20 protein-coding genes are annotated in these 19,526 nt (G+C 64.8%); 2 read left to right on the top strand and 18 right to left on the bottom strand.

Features of this window, described 5'->3' with window-relative positions; genetic code table 11:
* From MA876_RS02170 to MA876_RS02220, 12 genes are all read right to left on the bottom strand, one after another.
* Positions 1–1,938 carry an alpha/beta hydrolase domain-containing protein gene (locus MA876_RS02170; RefSeq protein WP_248145643.1) on the bottom strand — a complete coding sequence of 646 codons (1,938 nt, stop codon included), beginning with the start codon at positions 1,936–1,938 and terminating at the stop codon, positions 1–3.
* Between the two features lie 339 nt (positions 1,939–2,277).
* Positions 2,278–2,607: a PfkB family carbohydrate kinase gene (locus tag MA876_RS19380; protein WP_372491491.1), complete on the bottom strand. Its 330-nt coding sequence runs from the start codon at positions 2,605–2,607 to the stop codon at positions 2,278–2,280.
* Positions 2,604–3,440: an alpha/beta fold hydrolase gene (locus tag MA876_RS02175; RefSeq protein ID WP_248145645.1), complete on the bottom strand. Its 837-nt coding sequence runs from the start codon at positions 3,438–3,440 to the stop codon at positions 2,604–2,606. The genes MA876_RS19380 and MA876_RS02175 overlap by 4 nt, the downstream gene beginning before the upstream one ends.
* 48 nt (positions 3,441–3,488) lie before the next feature.
* Complete coding sequence (locus MA876_RS02180; protein ID WP_248145647.1) at positions 3,489–4,304, bottom strand: SDR family NAD(P)-dependent oxidoreductase; 816 nt, start codon at positions 4,302–4,304, stop codon at positions 3,489–3,491.
* Positions 4,301–5,362, bottom strand: a complete 1,062-nt coding sequence (locus tag MA876_RS02185; RefSeq protein WP_248145649.1) for a Gfo/Idh/MocA family protein — start codon at positions 5,360–5,362, stop codon at positions 4,301–4,303. Before MA876_RS02185 ends, MA876_RS02180 begins: the two co-directional genes overlap by 4 nt.
* Entirely contained in the window at positions 5,359–5,907 is a 549-nt protein-coding gene (locus MA876_RS02190; protein ID WP_248145652.1) for a heme-binding protein, read from the bottom strand. Before MA876_RS02190 ends, MA876_RS02185 begins: the two co-directional genes overlap by 4 nt.
* Positions 5,904–8,162, bottom strand: a complete 2,259-nt coding sequence (locus MA876_RS02195; protein ID WP_248145654.1) for a glycoside hydrolase family 3 N-terminal domain-containing protein — start codon at positions 8,160–8,162, stop codon at positions 5,904–5,906. Before MA876_RS02195 ends, MA876_RS02190 begins: the two co-directional genes overlap by 4 nt.
* Positions 8,163–8,212: 50 nt before the next feature.
* On the bottom strand, positions 8,213–9,091 hold the full coding sequence (locus tag MA876_RS02200; protein WP_248145657.1) for a 3-keto-disaccharide hydrolase: 879 nt from the start codon (positions 9,089–9,091) through the stop codon (positions 8,213–8,215).
* Positions 9,088–9,978 carry a TolB family protein gene (locus MA876_RS02205; RefSeq protein ID WP_248145659.1) on the bottom strand — a complete coding sequence of 297 codons (891 nt, stop codon included), beginning with the start codon at positions 9,976–9,978 and terminating at the stop codon, positions 9,088–9,090. The genes MA876_RS02200 and MA876_RS02205 overlap by 4 nt, the downstream gene beginning before the upstream one ends.
* Before the next feature lie 48 nt (positions 9,979–10,026).
* Entirely contained in the window at positions 10,027–11,073 is a 1,047-nt protein-coding gene (locus tag MA876_RS02210) for an ABC transporter permease (protein ID WP_248145661.1), read from the bottom strand.
* Positions 11,070–11,849, bottom strand: coding sequence for an ATP-binding cassette domain-containing protein (locus MA876_RS02215; RefSeq protein WP_248145663.1), 780 nt, complete (start codon positions 11,847–11,849; stop codon positions 11,070–11,072). Before MA876_RS02215 ends, MA876_RS02210 begins: the two co-directional genes overlap by 4 nt.
* A 46-nt stretch (positions 11,850–11,895) precedes the next feature.
* Entirely contained in the window at positions 11,896–12,894 is a 999-nt protein-coding gene (locus tag MA876_RS02220; protein WP_248145665.1) for a sugar ABC transporter substrate-binding protein, read from the bottom strand.
* 185 nt (positions 12,895–13,079) lie between these two features.
* On the opposite strand from MA876_RS02220, the gene MA876_RS02225 reads away from it, so the two are divergent.
* Positions 13,080–13,616, top strand: a complete 537-nt coding sequence (locus tag MA876_RS02225) for a cupin domain-containing protein (RefSeq protein ID WP_248145667.1) — start codon at positions 13,080–13,082, stop codon at positions 13,614–13,616.
* Between the two features lies 1 nt (position 13,617).
* Here MA876_RS02225 and MA876_RS02230 read toward each other — a convergent pair whose 3' ends face one another.
* On the bottom strand, positions 13,618–13,974 hold the full coding sequence (locus tag MA876_RS02230; protein WP_248145672.1) for a nuclear transport factor 2 family protein: 357 nt from the start codon (positions 13,972–13,974) through the stop codon (positions 13,618–13,620).
* 29 nt (positions 13,975–14,003) lie between these two features.
* A complete protein-coding gene (locus MA876_RS02235) occupies positions 14,004–15,062 on the bottom strand; it encodes a Gfo/Idh/MocA family protein (RefSeq protein ID WP_308221630.1) in 1,059 nt (352 codons plus the stop codon).
* 144 nt (positions 15,063–15,206) lie between these two features.
* Here MA876_RS02235 and MA876_RS02240 point away from each other — a divergent pair, with 144 nt between their 5' ends.
* On the top strand, positions 15,207–15,941 hold the full coding sequence (locus MA876_RS02240) for a FadR/GntR family transcriptional regulator (protein WP_248145673.1): 735 nt from the start codon (positions 15,207–15,209) through the stop codon (positions 15,939–15,941).
* On the opposite strand, the gene MA876_RS02245 is transcribed toward MA876_RS02240, so the two are convergent.
* The 4 genes from MA876_RS02245 to MA876_RS19385 are packed head-to-tail and all read right to left on the bottom strand — an operon-like array spanning position 15,938 to position 19,507.
* On the bottom strand, positions 15,938–16,336 hold the full coding sequence (locus MA876_RS02245; RefSeq protein ID WP_248145674.1) for a hypothetical protein: 399 nt from the start codon (positions 16,334–16,336) through the stop codon (positions 15,938–15,940). The genes MA876_RS02240 and MA876_RS02245 overlap by 4 nt on opposite strands.
* A gap of 3 nt (positions 16,337–16,339) precedes the next feature.
* Positions 16,340–17,863, bottom strand: coding sequence for a class I adenylate-forming enzyme family protein (locus MA876_RS02250; RefSeq protein ID WP_248145676.1), 1,524 nt, complete (start codon positions 17,861–17,863; stop codon positions 16,340–16,342).
* On the bottom strand, positions 17,860–19,077 hold the full coding sequence (locus MA876_RS02255) for a thiolase family protein (protein ID WP_248145678.1): 1,218 nt from the start codon (positions 19,075–19,077) through the stop codon (positions 17,860–17,862). The genes MA876_RS02250 and MA876_RS02255 overlap by 4 nt, the downstream gene beginning before the upstream one ends.
* The gene (locus MA876_RS19385; RefSeq protein ID WP_372491492.1) at positions 18,995–19,507 is read right to left on the bottom strand and encodes a Zn-ribbon domain-containing OB-fold protein; all 513 of its coding nucleotides are present in this window, start codon (positions 19,505–19,507) and stop codon (positions 18,995–18,997) included. The genes MA876_RS02255 and MA876_RS19385 overlap by 83 nt, the downstream gene beginning before the upstream one ends.
* Positions 19,508–19,526 lie beyond the last annotated feature (19 nt).

Raw genomic sequence — 19,526 nt, forward strand, 5'->3', positions numbered from 1 at the left:
TCAGCTGAGCGCTGTCAGGGTCAGCGTCGCCGAGTACGTCCCCTCCCCGACCTCGATCGGGATCTTCAGCTCCAGATCCGCGCCCAGCACCGCCGACGCGCGATCGTGACCGACCTGACCGAAGCCGAGGGTCGACGACACCGACAGGCCAGCGCCGCCGTCGAAGCCCGACCCCACGACAGCGCCCGACTGCACCCGCGTGCCCGACTCGAGCAGCTTCGGACTCCATCCGAGGAACTTCCCCGAGAACGAGTCCGAGCCGGCCGCGAAGTCACTCACCGACGCCGAGATCGACCACTGCGGGCTGCCCGCACGGGTGTCGGTCACGCGAACCGGGTTCATCTCACCTGTCGCTTCGTAGTGATCGCCGCTCTCCACCGCATCACCGAGACGGACGAGCGAGTTCGAACCATCGATCGACCACACGAACTCCCCCGCAGACGCCCCCGGAACGGTCACTTCGATCTCCTGCGAGTCATCCGAATCGGTCGCGCCGACGTTCGATTCCTCCGCCTCCGCGATCGTCTTTTCCGCATCCGACTCCAGAATGTACCCGGCAGCCAACGCAGCCTCCGTGACCTCCGTCACCGCAGCCACATAACCCGCATGCGACCCATACATCTCGTGCAACTCCGCAGCGGAATACTCCGCCCATGCTCCGGCTGCTGGGCATGTCCAACCGCCGGTGTTGTGCTCGTAGCGCCAGGCCGGCGCTGCCGCATCCGCGATCTGCACTCCGCCGATCATGAAGCCACGATCATCGAGCGCGAGCGTTCCATCGGCGTTGCGCTGGAAGAAGGTGGATGCCGGAGCGGGTTGCCCACCCCGAGCCCAGGTGTCGACCGCTGCGATCGCAGCGCCGATGACTTGACCGACGTGCACCTTCGTGCCGACCTGACGGCTCGCGCAATTGCCGATGCCAAGATGCCAGTCCGTGAATGACTGGCCGTTCGGCTGCGTGCCGTCGCGGACGAACACGGCGTCCATGTACTCGTGGACGAACGCCGACCCGTGGGCGGACCCGTTGATCTCCCAGCGTCGCGTGTAGTTACCCGTGACCGCCAGGGGTCCACCGCTGTTGAGCGTCCAGGATGACAGTGACACGGCCGGCGTCGAAATGTCGGTCCGCAGCGGCACCGCACCGTCCCAGAACACGAATCCGTCGAAAACCTGGTGCGACGGGTGGAACAGGTTGTAGTACGCCGACGTGGTCGCCGCCGACTGCGACTGACCGGTGAGGATCATCTTCTCCACACCGCGAGCGGCGAACGGTGACGAGGGGGCGCTCCGCAGCGCCTTCGAGACCTGCGCGATGATGTCCCACGACATCGCGTCCCGCGGGCACGCCGCACCGCAGTCCTCAGGCTCCACCTCGAGGTCGCCGTAGCGCGCGGGCAGCGTGGCAGCGAGATTGTCGACGCCGATCTTCTGCGCGCTGACGACCGCGACGGCGTAGCCCTCGGTGAGGAGCGTGTCGTGACTCTCTCCGAAGACGAACTCGCCATCCTGACCCGTCGTGACATTCGTCCATTCGACGACGAGCGTTCCGTTGAAGATGTCTGCGGAAGGCTGGCGCACCACGACACGCGTCGTGTAGTCCCCCGCGATCTCACCCTGGACGAGCGGCACGGCCGACTGACGCTCACCGCCCCCGAACACGCTGCCGTCGGCCTTGAGATAGCGGTGCGCCTCACCGGACGCGAAGAACTCGCGCTCGACGTAGCCGTATTCGCCCACGTCGAAGGGGGCGGCCGAGATCATCGACGTGCCGGGCTTGTCAACTTCGACGAGCGTGGCCGGCGTGACGGATCCAGGTGGCTCCGCAGCGACGGCCGGCGCCGCAAGCGCTAGCCCCGCGACCGCGAGCGCCGCAGCGACACCTCCGGCGGTCAGTCTCGTAGCTGTTCTTCGGACGGGCTTCGTTGCTCGTTCCAACATGAGGCTCACTCTCCCTAGCTCGTGTGCACGGACTGCGTGCACGGCTAGCGTCGCCCTTCGTTGGCCCCAGCAACTTGACTACGACTGCAGGGGTCGCGCCATTGGGCGCATCGGATCTCGCCCCGCAACGCGCGGAACGGCCGGCGATTCGACGTCCTCGTCACGGTCGATCACGATCACGACCTGAAAATCGAGGCAACCACGCGAGATCGAGAGGTCGAATCCCACCGTCTCCGACGGTCGCCAATTTCTGGCTGGAGAAGCGAAGTGCTCACGTCGGCCAACCACGCAACGGCGAGGAAAGGTCAACCCGCGGTCTGGAGGAGGCTTCGATTCGGGTCAGTGGCGTCCCAGCCGCCGCGCCACCAACGCGCTCTCCGACGTCGCCCTCAACGAGTCACCAGGTTCCTTGGCGACTCCGATCGCGAGCTCGTTCAAATGGACCGCCCCCTCCCAGTCGCCGCTGAGTTCGCAGACGGCGGCGCCTGTGCGCACGGCGCGGTCGAGCGCGGATCCCGTTGTGCCCCGCGTGGCTCGGACAGAGAGGTATCCCGCTACGAACGCGTCACCGGCACCTACGGTGTCGATGGCTGAGTCTGTTGCGCAAGCGGTTGCCAGATCTTGCCAAAGTTGAAAGCCAGCCCCGTATGAACCGCACCCCGCGATCAGCGCGCGGGCAGGAAGCCCTCCACCACCCGATTGAAGGCCTCGGGATTCTCGAGGAACGGAAAGTGCGAGTTCGCCACGTCAGAACTAAAGATGAAGGTTCGTGCGCCAGGGATGCTCTCCGCGATGAACGACTGCGATGCCGGGGCTACGTGGCTGCCCTCGCAGCCGATCACCAAAGTGGGCACGTCCACTCTCGGTAAGACGTCACGCCAGTCCTGCGTCGCGTGATCGAAGAGAAGAGGCACGCCTGCATACGCTGGCACCGTCCGTATCTCGCGAGCGACCAGGGACCACACCTCGTCGCGAGGCTCTCCGGAGAACATGCTCCGGACAAAGCCCTCAGTCACGGCGACTCCGTTTGGACCGTTGAGTTGAGCTCCGAGCTCAAGGAGTCCCTCCACACCAAATATCGCGCCCGATTCCTCCTGCTCTTGGTGGGACATCCACGGCACTGCGGCCACAGCCGCCGGCTGGTCGACCGCAATGAAGTTCCTGATCGATCCTGTCCCGTACAGGTCTATGTAGCTCCACGTCACCGACACACCCATGGACCATCCCAGTACGTCCACGGTGTCGACATCGAGGTGCGAGATAAGATTCGCGAAGTCCTGCGCGAGCCGGGCGATGCGGTAGCCGAATCGTGGCTTGTCTGACCGCCCGTGCCCGCGCTGGTCGTAGGTGACAACCCGCCGCGAATCGCTCAAGCCCTCGAGCTGATGACGGAACATCTCCTGGGTCTGGCCCCATCCATGGATCATCACGAGTGGGATGCCGGGCCCACCCGAGTCTGTGTACTCGAGGATCACGCCGTCGTTGGTGGTGCACGTGCTCATCGTCGAGCCTCCTTCGTCTCGTGACTTCTGTGTTCTGGAGTTGTCCGGTCAACTAACGCGCATGTGCTGGCCCCCGTCCACGGGCAGGATCACGCCGTTGATGAAGGCGGCGGCATCGGAGGCGAGGAACAGGCTGGCCTCCGCGACATCCCACGGCGTGCCCATCTTTCCGTTGGGTGTCATCTCATCGCGCGCACGCACCATCTCCTCGACGGAGTCGTACTGGGCTGAGATGTCGCGGTAGATCAGAGGGCTGTGGATGATGCCCGGGGCGACGGCATTCACCCTGATCCCCGATCGGGCGTACTGGAGCGCCAAGCTGACGGTCAGTTGATTGACCGCGGCTTTCGAAGCGCTGTATGCGGGATAGGGGTAGCCGGTCTCGCGCAGGGACGCCAGCGACGAGATGTTCACAATCGCTCCCGAGTGCTGCGCGACCATGATCGGAAGCACATACTTGCTGCTCAAGAAGACCGAACCGACGTTCACCGAGAACGAACGATCCCAATCCTCGAGCGCCAACTCCGGCGGCAAGCCCATCAGAGGGAATCCGACGTTATTGTGCAATACATCGATACGTCCGAACGCGTCGACCGTACTCTGGACGGCTTCACGCACGCTTGCTTCCTCGCCGGCGTCCGCGCGGATCGCCACGCCGCGGCCGCCTGCGGACTCGATCAGTCGCACGACCTCCATAGCGGCGGTCTCGACGAGGTCTACGACTGCTACATGCGCGCCCTCTCGCGCGTAGGCGACCGCCGCTGCGCTTCCGTTCGAGTGCTCGCCGCTTCGCGCGATTCCGCCACCGAGCACCAGGACGCTCTTGCCCTCGAATCGTCGAGCGTAGTTCGGGACACCGTTCATCGAGCGACCTCCGCAACGACGCCGACCGTGCCAAGTTGCGTTCGGGCCATCTCGATCGTGGTCAGAATCTGAATGCATTCCTCCAACGTGTGCACGGGCGACTGACGAAGCCCGTCCCCAATGAACGTTGCGGCGGCGGTGATCTCCCAAGAGAGTCCGGCGTAGCGTGTCAGCCCAGACGGGTCGGTCCATCTCTCCTGTGGCGAGTTGAGATCGATGCCCCGCAGCGTGAATGACGTCGGGATGTGGGCAGGGCCGTCGATGTCGATCCGGCCCTCGGTCCCGATGATTGACGCTGCTCCGCTGGACCGGGCGAGAAGCGATGAGGTGATGCTCGACATCCGACTGCCACCATGATCCAAGACGAGGGTGCTGAAAGCGTCTACGCCCGTTGTCGCGAGTACGCCTGTCGCAAATACAGCATCAGGCGCTCCCAGCACCATCGAATCGAGCTGAATGGGGTAGATCCCCAAGTCGAGGAGGGCCCCTCCGCCCAGCTCAGGACGATACAGTCGGTGGCTCGGGTCATCGGGTATCGCCTGCCAGTGGTCGGCGATGATCCCTCGGGGCTCACCGATCCGGCCACTGGTCACGAGCTCATTGATGACAGCGGTCTGCGGGAGATACCGCGTCCACATTGCCTCCATGAGGAACACTCCGTGCTCCCGCGATGCCGCGACGAGTTCCACGGCGTCAGCGACGCTGATCGCGAGCGGCTTCTCGATCACCACGTGTTTGCCGGCGGCCATGGCGAGAAGTCCCAGTGCGCGGTGCTCGCTCGCCGGCGCGGCCACGTAGACGACATCGATTGAAGGATCCTCGACGAGCGCGTTGTACGAGGCGAAGAACCGAGGCACTTCGAACCTCGCGGCGAATTTCTCGGCGCGCTCCGCTGAACGCGAAGCCACCGCCGAGATGGACTGGGTGGTGTGAGCACGCAGTGCCGTGGCGAATGCTGCGGCTATTCCCCCGGGTGCGAGGATGCCCCAGCGCAGACGCGGTTCGCCGCTGCCCGCGGTGTAGGAGCCAGGATTCGGGAAGGGGTCGCGATAACTCACGCACTCGCCCTCTCTGTCGATCCGCGAACATCGCGGTCGGACTGCTCAACCGCCAACTGCGATACGGCATCCGCGACGAGACGGTGATCTTCATCAGAACTCAATCCCGACGCGGAAAGTACCGCCACAAGTCCGGCGCTGACCACGCGTAGCGGGAATGCGCCACCCGCAAGTGCGTATCGGTCAGTCGGCAGCCAACCCATCGCGACGGGGTCGAGGCCACGCGCGCGCATGCGAAGGGTGACCAGGGCACTGCTTTCTGCCATGCGTTCGGCAAGCGCCGCCTTTTTCGCGATCCAGAAGTCCTGATCCGGACGCGCCCCTGGGAGCGCTGCGTGGAAGAGGATTTGACTGCGACACCGGATGTCGATGGTGACCGGATGCGACTCCTCAAGGCACTTTCGCACGACCCGGGCGCCCAACTCCCATGCATCCCGTTGCGTGAACGACACGAGCGTCGCGGATCGTTCTTCCGCCTCGTGCTCCGCGATCGCGGCAAACATGCGGTCTCGTGCTTCGTCGGTCAGTGGTGCCATGCTGGTCATTCGCTCTCCCTCGCCTCGCACGACTCGACGCGATCGATGATCGCCTCCACGTCGTCGCGCGACACCGGGAAGCCGGGGAACTCGACGAGTGTCTGCAACGGCAGTTCGAGCACGGACTGACGACCAATCTCGTCGACGATCAGGTCTGCAACTCGTCCCCGCAGGCCACCTCCGCGAGTGATCGCCGCATCGAGGGCGGCGGCGGCTCCCTCGTCCGCGCGCAATTCACCCCAGGTGGACCAGATGCTCAAGGGCTGCCGGAGCGTTTCGCCCTCGAGCGCGACCTCGGCGGACAGCCGGATATCGCGAGAAGACGAGCCGACGTTAATGCCTACGACGCCACCCTCGAAGACCCACCGCCCGCTGCGTTCGCTGAAGTAGCCCAGGTCGGCGCGGCGGATCGGGATCTCCACCTCGGCGCTCTGACCGAACTCGAGTCGGACCTTCGTGAAGCCTCGCAGCTGCTGGGGAGGGGTGGATACCTGCGCGGAGTGCTCTGCGAAGTACACCTGGACGACTTCGGCGCCCGCACACGGACCCTCGTTCGTGACGATGAGGCGCACGGTGCACGCCACCTCGTCATGTCGATCGCCAACGTCCACCTGCAGGTCCGAGTAGCCGAACGTTGTGTACGACAGTCCGTGTCCGAAGGGGAAGTCAACCTCCATCGCCTTCGCGTCGAAGTATCGGTAACCGACATACACGCCCTCGGAGTACCGGACCGACCCCGACTCGCCGGGGAAGGCGAGATACGAGGGTGTGTCCTCGAGCCGGAGCGGAATCGTTTCAGCGAGCTTCCCGGACGGGTTGACCGCGCCCGTCAGGACGTCCGCGATGGCGAGGCCGTGGGCCTGGCCGGTGAGCCAAAACTCGACGACAGCCTGAACGTGATGCCGCCAGCTCGACGTCCGCACGACCGACCCGTTGCTCAGAACGGCGACGATCGGTACGTCGAGAGTCGAAAGCTCAGCCACCAATGAGAGCTGGTTCTCGGGCAAATCGATCGACGAGCGATCTCTCCCCTCGGTCTCGCTCGCCGCCGGCAGTCCCAGGAAGAGAAGGCACACGTCCGACCGGCTCACCAGTGCTCGGGTGGCTGCCAGTTCGGCCGGATCTGCAGCCCCGCCGTCGAGGTCGTATCCTGGCGAGTAGGAGATCGTGCCTCCGACCGCCCCCACTTCCTTCTGGAGAATGTTCCATGCGGTGTCGACACGAGTGGGATGCACGGCGGAACTGCCAGCGCCCTGCAGCCGTGGATTCGTCGCGAGCTCTCCGATGACCGCGATCCGCGTGCTCGAGCCCAACCGGAGGGGAAGAACACCGTCATTCTGAAGAAGCACCGCCGACTCGCCGGCGGCTCGCCGCGTGAGTTCGTGGTGTTCGGCGTGGTCGACGGCACTTACGCTCTCGCGGCGCGTTCGCTGGGCGAGGAGCGACATGCGGTCGACGACGTCGTCGATGGCGGACCCCGGGATCCGTCCGGCCTCGAGCGCCGAATGGATGCGTCGGTCGTCCGGCTGTCCGGGCATCCGCAGGTCTAGTCCTGCCTCCAGCGCTGAGACCGGGTCGTGGACGGCACCCCAGTCCGATATCACAACGCCGTCGAACCCCCATTCGTCTCGCAGGGTGTCCGTGAGCAGGCGGCGGTTCTCAGAGGCGTAGACCCCGTTGATCCGGTTGTAGGCACTCATCACCGCCCAGACGGGTCGATCTCTGAGCGTGATCTGAAAGGCGCGGAGATAAATCTCCCGCAGCGTCCGTTCGTCGATCTCGACGCTGACACGGAGACGATCGGTCTCCTGGTTGTTGGCGGCGAAGTGCTTGACGCACGCGGCCACACCCTGGGACTGAATCCCTTCGACCATCGCTCCCCCCAGTTCACCGGTGAGCAGCGGGTCTTCCGAGAAGTACTCGAAGTTGCGTCCGCAGAGAGGCGATCGCTTGATGTTGACGCCGGGTCCGAGCACGACGTCGACACCGGCTGCAGCGGCTTCCCTTCCCAGGGCTGCTCCGATCGCCGCGACTAACTCCGGGTCCCAAGACGATGCGAGCGTGACTGCCGGGGGGAAGCACGTCGCTGGCCGACTTCGGCCCAGACCGAGGTGATCCGGATTGTCGTCGTCCTGGATGCGCAGGCCATGAGGTCCGTCGGCGAGCCTGAGAGGGGGTACATGTGGCTCGTCGAGCTCCGCCGTCGCCCAGTATCCGGTGCCTGTAGTCAACGATGCCGGATGCTTCGCTGTGCGTGTCGTCATGCTTGGTTCTCCTGCTCGAGTGATCGCGCTCACGGGTGTCGTCAGGCGCGTCAGTATTCGCGGATACGCATCCCGCGCCACCTGCACACCGCTCCCGGGGCCCAGCGCGAGGTGCCCAGCGCGGCGTCATTGTCGTGGACCTCGAATGCGATGTGCCCTCGCGCACCTAGATGGCGCGCGACCGCCGTCGCGTCGTACAGCGGAGAATCGAGAGTCGCGGTGTCCAGCTGCGCGGTGAGATTGCCATTGACCCACGTGGTGATCACCGGGAGATCGCCGCCGACGCACCGCACTCTCAGCTCGTTCCACCCCTTCCAGCGCCACGCGTCGAGGAAGTCCTCGACGGAGCCCGCGAGCGAGAGCCGCGCGATCTTGTCGGGCGTTACGGGCTCGAGACTGGTTTCCGGCGCGTCAGCGCGCAGCCCGAGCGGCCGTCCCGTCTCGTCCGTCCGGGCGTCGATCGAGAAGGGGACTGCCGAGAAGCTCGCGAGTCCGTTGCCGAAGAAGCCTCCGATGCTTCCGGACGGCCGATGATCGACGAGCACCTGGAAACCCGCCCAGTCGTCGCGCCGGCGGCGGAGCATGACTCCGGTGTCGGCGGGCCAGTCCGGCCGCACCTCGACGGCGAAGTCGAAGTCGCCGAAGTCCGCATCGGAGATGAGGTAGCCGCCGTATCCGCTCCCCGGTTCACTCTGACCGCCGGTGAGTACGCCGTCGGACAGCGTCCACCTCGGAAGATGAGCCTCGGGATCTTCGACCGGTGTCACTCCGCGCTGCGCGAAGACCTCGGACATGGGGGGGCCGCCTGGATAGAGGTCTCCGTAGACGCGCGGGATGGCCGTCCATCCCATCAGCGAGTCCGGCTTGAAGAGCGGGCGATAGCCGGTCTCGTCCGAGATGTCAGGGAGCGCGTCGAGGTCGGCGATCACGTGCCTGCCCCGTCCATCGGGTAGTCGACGAACGCGAACCGTCGGCCGTCCGGCGCCCAGCTGTTGACGTTGATGGTGCCCTGACCTCCTCGGAATGCCGCGAGCGTGATCGGGTTGACCATTGTCTCGAGGTCGAGAAGACGGAGCTCGATCTGCCGTCCGGCGGGGTGCCCGGTCGTCCCGGGCTCGTAGCTGAGGTAGGCGAGCAGTCTTGAGTCCGGGGAGGGATGCGGGAACCAGTCGACGCGGGGGCCGTCGGTCATCCGCGTCAGGTCGCTGCCGTCGGCGCGCATCCGCGCGAGCTGCGCGTGACCGTCATCGTGGGTGAACTGCTCCGTGTTGAAGAAGATCCAGGAGCCGTCAGGTGAGTACTCTGGACCGTCCTTGGCGGGCGATCCGAACGTGAGCTGGCGATGAACCCCGTCCGTCAGATCGAGGGTGAAGATGTTCGCGGTTCTCTGATCGGCCTCGCCTTCGATCCCGACGTAGGCGAGTTCGGTTCCGGACGGGCTGACACCGTGGAGGAAGTGCCAGCGACAAGGACCGCCGTCGGCGGTGACCGCGACGGCCGGCCCCCCGCTGAGGGGGGCCCTATATAGGTGGAAGTCATTGCCGGTCAGGAAGATTGTCTCTCCATCCGGCGCAAGCACGTGATCGTTGTTGATCTCAGGAAGTCCGGTGAACTCGATCTGCGTCAGGTCGGCCGTCGGGATGTCGAGACGCCACAGGAGGCCTTGCCCGTTGAGCACGAGCGCCCGTCCGTCGCTGGTCCAGTTAGGCGCCTCCAGCAATAGCTCGGCGCCCTCGAAGGCTGTTGTGCACGTACCCGAATCGAGATCGCAGATGCGCACTCGGCAGGTCTCGCCGGGAGCCAGGCGACGAGGCACGACTGTCGGTCTCATACTCTTCCACCATCGAGGAGTCGCATCTCGGCGCTACGACCGCTGCCGACGACGGAACTGATCGAGCACGACGGCGATGATAAGGATGGACCCGACCGCCACGTACTGCCAGAACGGCAGTACGCCGATCGTCACCAGACCACCGAGGAGGATGCCCGCGAGGGCGGTTCCCCACACTGTGCCGATCACACTGATCCGCCCGCCGGTGAGCGCAGTACCGCCGATCACCGCCGCGGTGACCGCTGCGAGCGCGTCGTTCGCATGACCTTGCGTCGTCGTGGCCGCATACTGACTCAGGCTGATGAACCCCGACAGACCTGCCAGCATCCCGGCGAAAGAGGTCAGGCCGACGATCTGCCGACGGACCTTCAAGCCTGCCCGCTCCACAGCCAGCCGGGATGAGCCGAGAGCGAGCGTGTTGATCCCGAAGGTCGTGAAACGGAACATCGCCCAGAGCACGATCGCGACTCCGATGGCGACGAGTGCCGGCAAGGGGATCAGCCCGAACAGCCGAGCGAGCCCGAATCCGGTCTGCAGTTGCGACGGGAGCCCCGCGATGTCGGCGCCGCCCGTCAGTAGCAGCGCGAACCCGAGCCCGATGCTGAGCGTGCCAAGGGTGGCGATGAGGGAGTTCACTCGCAGGTAACCGATGAGGACACCGTTGACGATCCCGTACGCGATACCGGTGAGCACCGACGCGAGCAGCCCGAGCAGGATTGCGATCGTCGCATCGTTCGGGCTCGTTGCCGCGACGGACTTCATCGTGATCGCACCGACGACGGATGAGAGGACGAGGTTCGAGCCGAGCGAGAGGTCGAACATGCCAGCCGATAGCAGTGTCGCCATGGCCAGGGCGAGCAGGAGCGCAACGCTGCCATTCAGGAGCTGGCTCTGAAGGTTGGGAAGCGAGAAGAAGACGTGCTGCGGCGACAGCCAGGTGAACACCCCTATGAGGAGGATGTTCAACAGGAACACCCAGGTGGCGCTGCCAGCGAAGAGGCGTCGCAGGATCGAAGGCCGTGCCGTTGCGCGGTCATCCTCCAGCTGATCGACGGATTCCGTGGTGAGGGTGGAGGTCATGATGCCTTCTCCTTGCGGTAGCCGACCATCACGGAGACGGCCTCTGGAACCGTGATGTCCTCGGCCTTGGTGTCGAGCACCGTTTCACCTCGCCACAGGATGACGACGCGGTCGGCGGTCTTGATGGCTCGCGGCAGGTCGTGCGAAACGACGAGGACGCCGAGTCCTCGCGCGGCCACCGTCCGCATCAGGTCGCACACGATCTCGCTCTGTCTCGCGCCCAGGGCGGCCGTCGGTTCGTCCATGAGCAGGGCGCTACGCGACCACATCACCGCGCGCGCGACGGCGACGGCCTGCCGCTGCCCACCTGAGAGATCTCCGACCGGTATGCTCAGCGACGGCAGTTTGATGGAGAGATCTCGCAGGGCCTGGTCCGCACGCTCCTCCATCTCGGCGCGCGCCACGATCGCGAGCCTGCCGAGCAGTCCGCGCTTGCGGACCGTGTGCCCAAGAAACATGTTGTCGACCACCGAGAGATCGGGCGCGAGCGCGAGCTCCTGGTGGACGCAATCGACACCCTCGGCTTGGGCGTCGCGGATGCTCGCGAGCTCGACTTCCCGGCCGTCGATCACGATGTGCCCCGCGTCGGGTCGGTAGACGCCGAGCAGAGTCTTCAAGAAGGTCGACTTCCCCGCCCCGTTGTCGCCGAACAACGCGACGACCTCGCCGTGATGGACGGTGATGTTCGCGTCGGTCAGAGCGCGAACGTGACCGAACGTCTTGGCGATGTTGACGCCGGCGATTGCGATCTCGGGACGTTCTTGCGTTGTCTCCATTACAGGGACCTCTCGGGCGATAGGGCGGGAAAGTCGTGTGCCTGGGCTAGTTCTGGCAGGTGTCGGAGTAGATGAATCCCGCCATGTCCGGATCGTCGATGTTGTCCTTCGTGAGGAACCCGAGTGGCGTGAACACCGGCTCACCCGTCACGGGCACCGGACCGGCGTCGGGGTTGGCTTTGATGTACTCGACGAGTGCGTTCACCTGCGCTCGCGCGACGTCCCCAGGGCTCTGCGCGATGAGCGCCGTGATCGTGCCGCGTCGAAGCGCATCGACTTCGGCCGGAACAGCGTCGAATCCGAGGACCGTGATCTCTCCTGCCTTGCCGGCCTGCTCGACGGCCGCGGCGACGGCCTGGCCCCCCGGGCCTGAGGAGGCGATGATGAACTTCAGATCGGGGTTCGCCAGGATGACACCGCTGATGAGCTGCGTTCCCTTGGCGACATCGAAGTTGTCGATCTGGTCGGGGAGCCATTCCAGGTTCGGGTTGGACTCCTGCAAGGCCTCCTGGATCGCCCCGTACCGATCGAGCTCCCAGCTCGCGCTCTCCGAAGGAAGACCGTTCAGGATGACCGCCTTGCCCTTCACGTCGGCGAGACTGTCGATGAGTTCGCCGGCAAACTCACTCCCGTCCTGACTGGACATGATGTTTTTCCACACAGTGTCCGGAGACTGCGGGCTCTCTCCCGTGACCGCGATGCCGTCCGCCATGATCGTCGCAATCCTGGACGAGAAGGTGGTGGAGTCGGCAGGCGCGAAGATGATGCCCTGAGGGTTCGTGAGCAGCGCAGCGTCGAGGGTCTGCGTCAATTGGGTGTTGTCATTCGTGGCGATCGAGAAGACTTCGTAATCGACCCCGAGCTTCTCCGCTTCGTCTGTCGCCGCACAGATCGTGGATGCGACGTAGGCGTCGACGGTGTTCCGGTACACCCCAGCGATGCGGATCTCCCCGTCGCTGCTGGGTTCCGTGGCGGGCGATGCCGAACAGGCGGAGACGGCGAGGCCGACGCCGACTACGGCGAGGAAAGAGAGGGTCTTCTTCATTGAGTGCTCCTGGGTGCGTCGTTGCTGATTTGCTTCGCAGGAAGGCGGTGCCGCCATCGAACTCTGCTACTGCCTGACTATTGTGTCATACCTATGGCAATAAAGGTAGTACCAGGCATTGATATCATTAGACCACTCGATTGGGATCCGGCGCCCCGTGCGACGAACAGGAAGAAGGAGCAGGCATGCGCGAAGGCAGCGAAGTTTCCGCGGCCACCATCGATCCGAACGAAGGTTCGGTCGCTGATCACGGCGCGAGAGTGGTGGTGACCGGCCTTGACGCACGAGGGCGGTCGACCGTCGCCAGCGACTCCGTCGCCACTCAGCGCTTCGTTTCCCCAGTCGCCACGCTGAACACCCTCTGGGAGACGGAAACCCTTCCGATCACGGCACTCTCGGACAGCGCAGCAGAAGGCGACCGTTACTTCCCCGCTCCCGGCGCGGTCAAGGCATTCACCGTTGCGTTCCCGCCTGATTCGACGTGGGCCGAGGACCGGACGGCCCACGGCGGCGGTGACGGATTCCATTCGACCGCGTCCCTCGATGTGTTCACGCTCATCGAGGGGACGCTGATCTGTGTGCTAGATGACGGGGAGGTTGTGCTCGAACCCGGTGACACCATCGTCCAGCGGGGCACCCGTCACACGTGGCGGAATCGGTCGGATGGACGGGCGATCCTCAGCGGGTTCGTCATCGCCACCGCGGACGCAACCTCGAACTGATCTATCGCCGGCTGAGAGGCACGGACCCCGGAATCCGACCAGAGTCGAACAGCTCCGCGACTTCCAGGATGAGGTTGTCTTCGGTCATAGAGAACACGCACCAGACCGGAAACGACCGTTCACCGGGAAACGTCAGCGTGAGGCGGGAGAGTACTCTCGACGCGTCTCCGAGCAACTCGAGCTGGTGCTCGATCTCGTATGCCGGACGCACACGGAACTTCTCGAGCGTTGCCGCCTTCAGCTCGTCGATGCCGCGGACGGTCGCTTCGTCGCCCAATGCCGGGTAGGTAAAGCACCCCCTCTTATCCCACAGGGCGACCCACGCGTCGATGTCGCGATCACGCTCTGCCTGGTACATCCGACGCACGGTCTCGATTGCGGGCCCGTTCATGTCGGGCTCCCCTCCCTGTCGGCCGCAGCCTCACCATCGAAAAGTATCGTGGCGCGCGCGCGCTCGAGGACACCCACGATCGCGACGGTCTCGTTGAGGGTATGGATCGGCGATTCTGTGAGTCCCTGCCCGACGAATGCGGCGAGAGCGTCGGCTTCGCAGCCGAGCAGGTCGTACACGGACTCCGTCCGGGGCGCTTGCCACTGCTCCGCCTCGCCCGGCGAGCCCCACCCGCCGCCCGTGCGGAGCGAGATGGACGGCGAAGCGATGAACGGCGGCGCGAGTTCGATCGTTCCTTGTGTTCCGATGATCGTCGCCCTGACCGGCGTCGGCGCTCGGCTCGTACAGAATGCAGTCGCCACGACTGATTCCCTTCGAAGGTGGATCGACGCGGTGTCCTCCACTCCGGTCGACGCGATCGTGCCCGCAGTGCCGACCAACTCGGGCACGCCAATGACTGAAGAGATGAACGACACCGGGTAAACCCCAGCGTCGAGGATTATCCCGCCCGCTACCGCGGGATCGAAAAGACGATGCGATGCGTCGAACGGAAGGTGGAACCCGAAGTCGGCCGATACCTCGATGACGTCGCCGATCGCCGATCGCTCGAGGAGGTCGCGCAAGACGTCGGCGATCGGCTGATATCGCGTCCACATCGCTTCCATCGCGAGGAGCCCGCGCGCTCGTGACTCGTCAGCGATCGCCGCAGCGTCCGCCTCCGTCGTCGCGAAGGGCTTTTCCACGAGCACATGCTTGCCTGCTTGCAACACACGAACCGCCAGAGCGGCGTGGGCGTGGTGCGGAACCGCGATATAGACGACGTCGACGGCGTCATCCTCGAGAAGCGCGTCGAGCGAGGTCAATGAACTGCATTCGAGATCGTGAGCGAGGGAGGCGAGCCTCGCTGGGTCTCGCCCGCTCACGCCCACCAGCCTCCGGGCGGTCTGCGATCTCAGCGCCGTGCCGAAACGACGCGCGATCCCGCCGGCGCCGACGATCCCCCAGCCGAGCGAGGGGCCGCGCCAGCGTCCTTCAGCTATTCCCGACATCGTCATGAGTCCTCTTCGTCGACGCGCAGCGACCGCTATGGTCGTGCTGGTAGGCTCAGCTTACTGGTGATACCAGAGGGCCTACAGGTATGACCATTCCCATCGTCGGCGGGGCGCGAGGATGCGCGAAGGATAGGGAGCGGAGGGCACATGTACGAGCCGAGCATTGTCGACGCAAGAGGCGGGCGCATTCCGGATACTGAGGACCCGATAACTTCACAGCTCGTTGATCTGATCGTGCGTACCGGCATCGGCGGGCGGCTTCCGACCGAGCGCAATCTCGCGGAGGAGTTGAACGTCTCGCGGACGCTGCTCCGCGATCGTCTGACACTGCTTGAGGCGCTCGGCGTCATCCAGCGACGCAGTGGACAGGGAACGTTCGTACAACCGCTGGACGCGAACCGCCTCGGGAATGCCCTAGACATCGGCCTTCAACTTACGGACCACACCACAGAGTCGTTGCAGTCGGTCCGCACGGCGCTCGAGCGCCAGGCCGCAGCCGAGGCCGCGCAGCGGATCGATCGACTGAACGTCGCGAAAATGCAGATTGCGATGGACGTGATCCGGGAATCGCCGTCCAACGCTGCCGTCGAGCAGGCCGACTTCGAGTTCCATGCGGCACTCATGAAGGCCTCAGGGAACAGCTCGATCGTCTTTTTCGCCGACGCTCTCGGCGTTCCGCTACGACGTTCGTTTGCCGAGCGACGCAAAATCCTGGAACGCATACCTCACCAGCACGAGCTGATGATCGAGCTTCACGAAGCGATTCTGAACGCCGTGCTGGCCCAGAATCCGACCGCGGCTAAGGAGTCGGTCGATGCTCATTTCGATCGATACGATGCCGAGGTGGCAGCCCTGATGCTGTCGGAGACGCAGACGGCCTAGGCGGCGACTGACGCCGCGCGGTCGACGGCTTCGCGCAGCGTCATACCTGCCCGAATCCCGATGCCCGCCGCGTGTTCGTTGACGACCGACACAACCCCGTTCCTCCAGTGATCGTCGACGTCACCAATGCGCGCCGAAGTGCTCGCGCACGTGCAGGCAGCGATGCCCGACCGCTCGAGGATCTTCAGGCCGGCCGTCCCCGCCGAGTCCTTGCCGATCCCCGCATCGTTGAAAGTAACGAGCTTCAGCGCGTAGGGCGCGGCGAGCTCCCCCACATAGACTCCACCGTGGGATGCGCTCACGACGATGGCACCTTCATCCCCCGGAGTAAGCAGTGAGATGGAGTCCATGAGCAGCACTGCGCGGCCGGCACCGAGGTCGAGTTGCTGTCGCATGCTTTATACGCTCCTTGCCAGCTCTGCACGGATTGCCTTCTTGTCCGGCTTCCCGAAGGGCGTGACCGGGATTTCCGGCACGATCCGAATCGATTTCGGCCGCTTATAGCTACTGAGCAGCGTCCGCGATCCGGCCAGAAGGTCAGCCTCGGAGAGGTCGAACCCGTGACGCAGGACGACGACTGCGCACACCGCCTCCCCCCAATCCGGATCGGGGACACCTACGGCTGCGACCTGAGCGACAGCGGGAATGGTCTGGACCGCCGACTCGACCTCTGACGAGTAGACGTTGTAACCCCCGGTGATGATCATGTCGCTGAGACGGTCCTTGATGAACAAGTACCCGTCGTCGTCGAGGCACCCGACGTCCCGCGTATGCACCCAACCATCGACGACGGTCGCAGCGGTCGCTTCCGGATTGCGCCAGTACTCGACCATTTGGTACGGAGCCCGCAGGCAGATCTCGCCCGTCGTGCCGTTCGGAACGGGATGCCCCTCTTCATCGCAGATCAGCACATCGACCATCGTCGAGGGGCGGCCGCAGCTCGAGAGGATCTCCGGATCGCGCTGGGCGAGTTGGTGATCGGACTTCGACAACGTCGTGCCCCAGTTGGGGACTTCGGACTGCCCGTAAAGCTGGATCAGTACCGGCCCGAGAAGTTCCACCGCCTGCGCGAGTCTGGTGGGCGTGATGGGGGCAGAGCCGTAGATCAGGGTGCGCAGACTCGGGAGCCGTCGGCCCGAGGACTCCAGCTCGTCGAGCGCCCGGTAGAGCATGGTGGGAACGACCGAGCCCCACGTCAGTCCGTGCCGTTCGATCGTGTCAACGTAGCCTGCGGCGTCGAACTTATCGGTGAGATGGATGGTTGCCCCTCGCGTGAGACCAGCGAGCAGGAAGAGCCCGGCGGAGTGGCTCAGCGCCGACGCCAGGATCATCAGCTCACCGTCTCGCACCTCGCCCTCCATGACATGCGCGATGTAGTTCGAGGCGACCGAGCCGGCAGAGTGGAGGATGCCTTTTGGGCGCCCCGTGGTACCTCCTGTGAACAGCATGGTCGCGGGAGCCGCCGGGTCGACGACGCGGGTGGAGGCGATCTCAGCTTCCGGTGCTACCGGATCTTCGCCGCTCACGTCCAGTTCGCTTACGGTGACACCCGCGGCGACGGCCGCCTCGAGGATCTGGTGGGACTGGGCGTGGATACCCTTCTTCATCAGGAGGACGGAGCACTCCGCGGCGGCGACGATGTAGTTGATGTCTTCAGCGGAGAGCATGGGGTTGAGCGGCACCTTAACCAGGCCGGAGCGCTGGACTGCGAGGTCCGCGACGACGTACTCCGCCGTATTTCCCAGGAGCAGGGCGACCCGATCCCCCGCAGCGGTCTGGCCGATCAGCTCGACGGCAAGTGACGCCGATCGCGAGTCAAGTCGGGTGTAGGTCCACTCTTCGTCGGATGTGACGAGGGCAGTTCGCTTCGCGTTCACTCTCAGTGACTTGCGCAGCAGATCCCAGGGAACCATCGCGTTCATTGCTTTCCTCCTGCGAGCGTCATAACGACGCATCCGTTGCCCGTCAGCCCCGCCACATTTCCCCCCATGGTCTCGATGAGACCTATATCGGCTCGATCGAGTTGCCGGGCACCCGCCTGACCCTGGACTTGCCAAGCAATCTCCGCGATCTGCGCGAGCCCCGTCGCGCCCAGGGGGTGCCCGCGCGAGAGCAACCCGCCCGAGACGTTCACCGGCAACCGACCGCCGACTGCTGTCTCGCCCGCCTCGGTCGCTGGACCGGCTGTGCCTGGCTTGAAGAATCCCATCGCTTCGAGCGTGACGAGTTCGCCGATTGTGAATGCGTCGTGAAGTTCGATCACGTCGATATCGCTGCGCGAGATGCTCGCCTGTGCGAGCGACTCGTTCGTGGTCCGCTCAATGAGCTCGTAATTCCAGACCTGATCCGGTCCGGTCGGCCAGGGGCGGGCGCTCGCGAGTGCGGAGCTCAGCACCTTCGCGCCTGCCGCCCCGACGTCTTCGGCCGTGACAACCACAGCGCCCGCGCCGTCCGAGATGGGGCTGCACTGCAACAGCGTCAGAGGATCCGCGATCGGTCGGCTATCGAGGATCTCTGCCACGGTGAAGTCACCGCTGTACTGCGCGCGGTCGTTCTGGAGGGCGTTCAGGTGGTTCTTGACCGATACGGTCGCGAGCTGCTCCGCCGTCACACCGTAAAGGCTCATGTAGCGCCTGGCCGTCATGGCATACACGGCGGGGAGTATCAATCCGGCGGCGGCGTCTGCATCACGCGGATCGGTCGGAAGCGGCCCGCGGATCGTGTCGGTCATCTTCTCGTAGCCCACTGCGAGAACGCGTCGGTAGTCACCGCGGTGCACGGCCTGCACGGCGAGATGAACCGCAAGCGTCCCGCTCGCGCACGTGTTCTCGACGTTGAATACCGGCTGTCCCGCGAATCCTGCGGCTAGGAGTCCCCGCTGTGCGGTCCCCGCATGATTGAAGACGTTCCCTACGAAGATCGCGTCGATGTCGGCAGCGGCGCATTCCGCGGCGATGAGCGCTTCGGAGATGGCCTGCCACATCAGAGTTTGCGCATCGTACGACTGCTTGCCGAAGGCCGACGTCCCTACGCCTGCCAGCGTCGCCAGGGCCTCACTCATGTGCACCCCTAGGCGCCACAGCGGCGCTCGCTCTTCCGTTTTTGTCGATGTAGAGCTCGACCCGCGCGTCCACACGGAGATTCGGGGCTTCGGCTTCGCTCACGTCCACGACCAGTCGAGGACCGTTGTCGACGTCGACGTAGGCCAGCGTGTACGGGTCAGGACGTGACGGCGACGGCACGAGGATCGTTGTGAACGACCACACGGTCCCGAGACCATCGAACATCGCGTCGACCATCCGCTCACCGCATAGCGGGCATGCGAAGGCGACGACCGCGGACGAGTATCCGTCCGCTGGACAGGACCAGCCGACTACATCGACGCCGTCTGGACGTAACCGGTAGTCGACGGCGCCCGATCGGGTCGTCGGTGAATCTTCCATGAGTTCCTCCGATGGCCAGTCTTCTCCACGGACTGATACTCTGCACACGAAAGACGAGAGAGTGCACTGGTTCGCATTGGTTGCGTGCACCAACCTTCCGGCAAGCGCATAATTCATTCGCATCACGCAAAAATGGGAGGTT

The organism is Microbacterium aoyamense, from assembly GCF_023155855.1.
GTDB classification, from domain to species: domain Bacteria; phylum Actinomycetota; class Actinomycetes; order Actinomycetales; family Microbacteriaceae; genus Microbacterium; species Microbacterium aoyamense.

What these genes read in the sequence shown, in the direction of transcription:
- MA876_RS02230 (WP_248145672.1), bottom strand. Translation starts at nt 13,974, where the DNA reads ATGTACCAGGCAGAGCGTGATCGCGACATCGACGCGTGGGTCGCCCTG.
- MA876_RS02250 (WP_248145676.1), bottom strand. Translation starts at nt 17,863, where the DNA reads ATGAACGCGATGGTTCCCTGGGATCTGCTGCGCAAGTCACTGAGAGTG.
- MA876_RS02215 (WP_248145663.1), bottom strand. Translation starts at nt 11,849, where the DNA reads ATGGAGACAACGCAAGAACGTCCCGAGATCGCAATCGCCGGCGTCAAC.
- MA876_RS02240 (WP_248145673.1), top strand. Translation starts at nt 15,207, where the DNA reads ATGTACGAGCCGAGCATTGTCGACGCAAGAGGCGGGCGCATTCCGGAT.
- MA876_RS02195 (WP_248145654.1), bottom strand. Translation starts at nt 8,162, where the DNA reads ATGACGACACGCACAGCGAAGCATCCGGCATCGTTGACTACAGGCACC.
- MA876_RS02245 (WP_248145674.1), bottom strand. Translation starts at nt 16,336, where the DNA reads ATGCGACAGCAACTCGACCTCGGTGCCGGCCGCGCAGTGCTGCTCATG.
- MA876_RS19385 (WP_372491492.1), bottom strand. Translation starts at nt 19,507, where the DNA reads ATGCGAATGAATTATGCGCTTGCCGGAAGGTTGGTGCACGCAACCAAT.
- MA876_RS02180 (WP_248145647.1), bottom strand. Translation starts at nt 4,304, where the DNA reads ATGAACGGTGTCCCGAACTACGCTCGACGATTCGAGGGCAAGAGCGTC.
- MA876_RS02190 (WP_248145652.1), bottom strand. Translation starts at nt 5,907, where the DNA reads ATGACCAGCATGGCACCACTGACCGACGAAGCACGAGACCGCATGTTT.
- MA876_RS02175 (WP_248145645.1), bottom strand. Translation starts at nt 3,440, where the DNA reads ATGAGCACGTGCACCACCAACGACGGCGTGATCCTCGAGTACACAGAC.
- MA876_RS02170 (WP_248145643.1), bottom strand. Translation starts at nt 1,938, where the DNA reads ATGTTGGAACGAGCAACGAAGCCCGTCCGAAGAACAGCTACGAGACTG.
- MA876_RS02210 (WP_248145661.1), bottom strand. Translation starts at nt 11,073, where the DNA reads ATGACCTCCACCCTCACCACGGAATCCGTCGATCAGCTGGAGGATGAC.
- MA876_RS02220 (WP_248145665.1), bottom strand. Translation starts at nt 12,894, where the DNA reads ATGAAGAAGACCCTCTCTTTCCTCGCCGTAGTCGGCGTCGGCCTCGCC.
- MA876_RS02235 (WP_308221630.1), bottom strand. Translation starts at nt 15,062, where the DNA reads ATGACGATGTCGGGAATAGCTGAAGGACGCTGGCGCGGCCCCTCGCTC.
- MA876_RS02225 (WP_248145667.1), top strand. Translation starts at nt 13,080, where the DNA reads ATGCGCGAAGGCAGCGAAGTTTCCGCGGCCACCATCGATCCGAACGAA.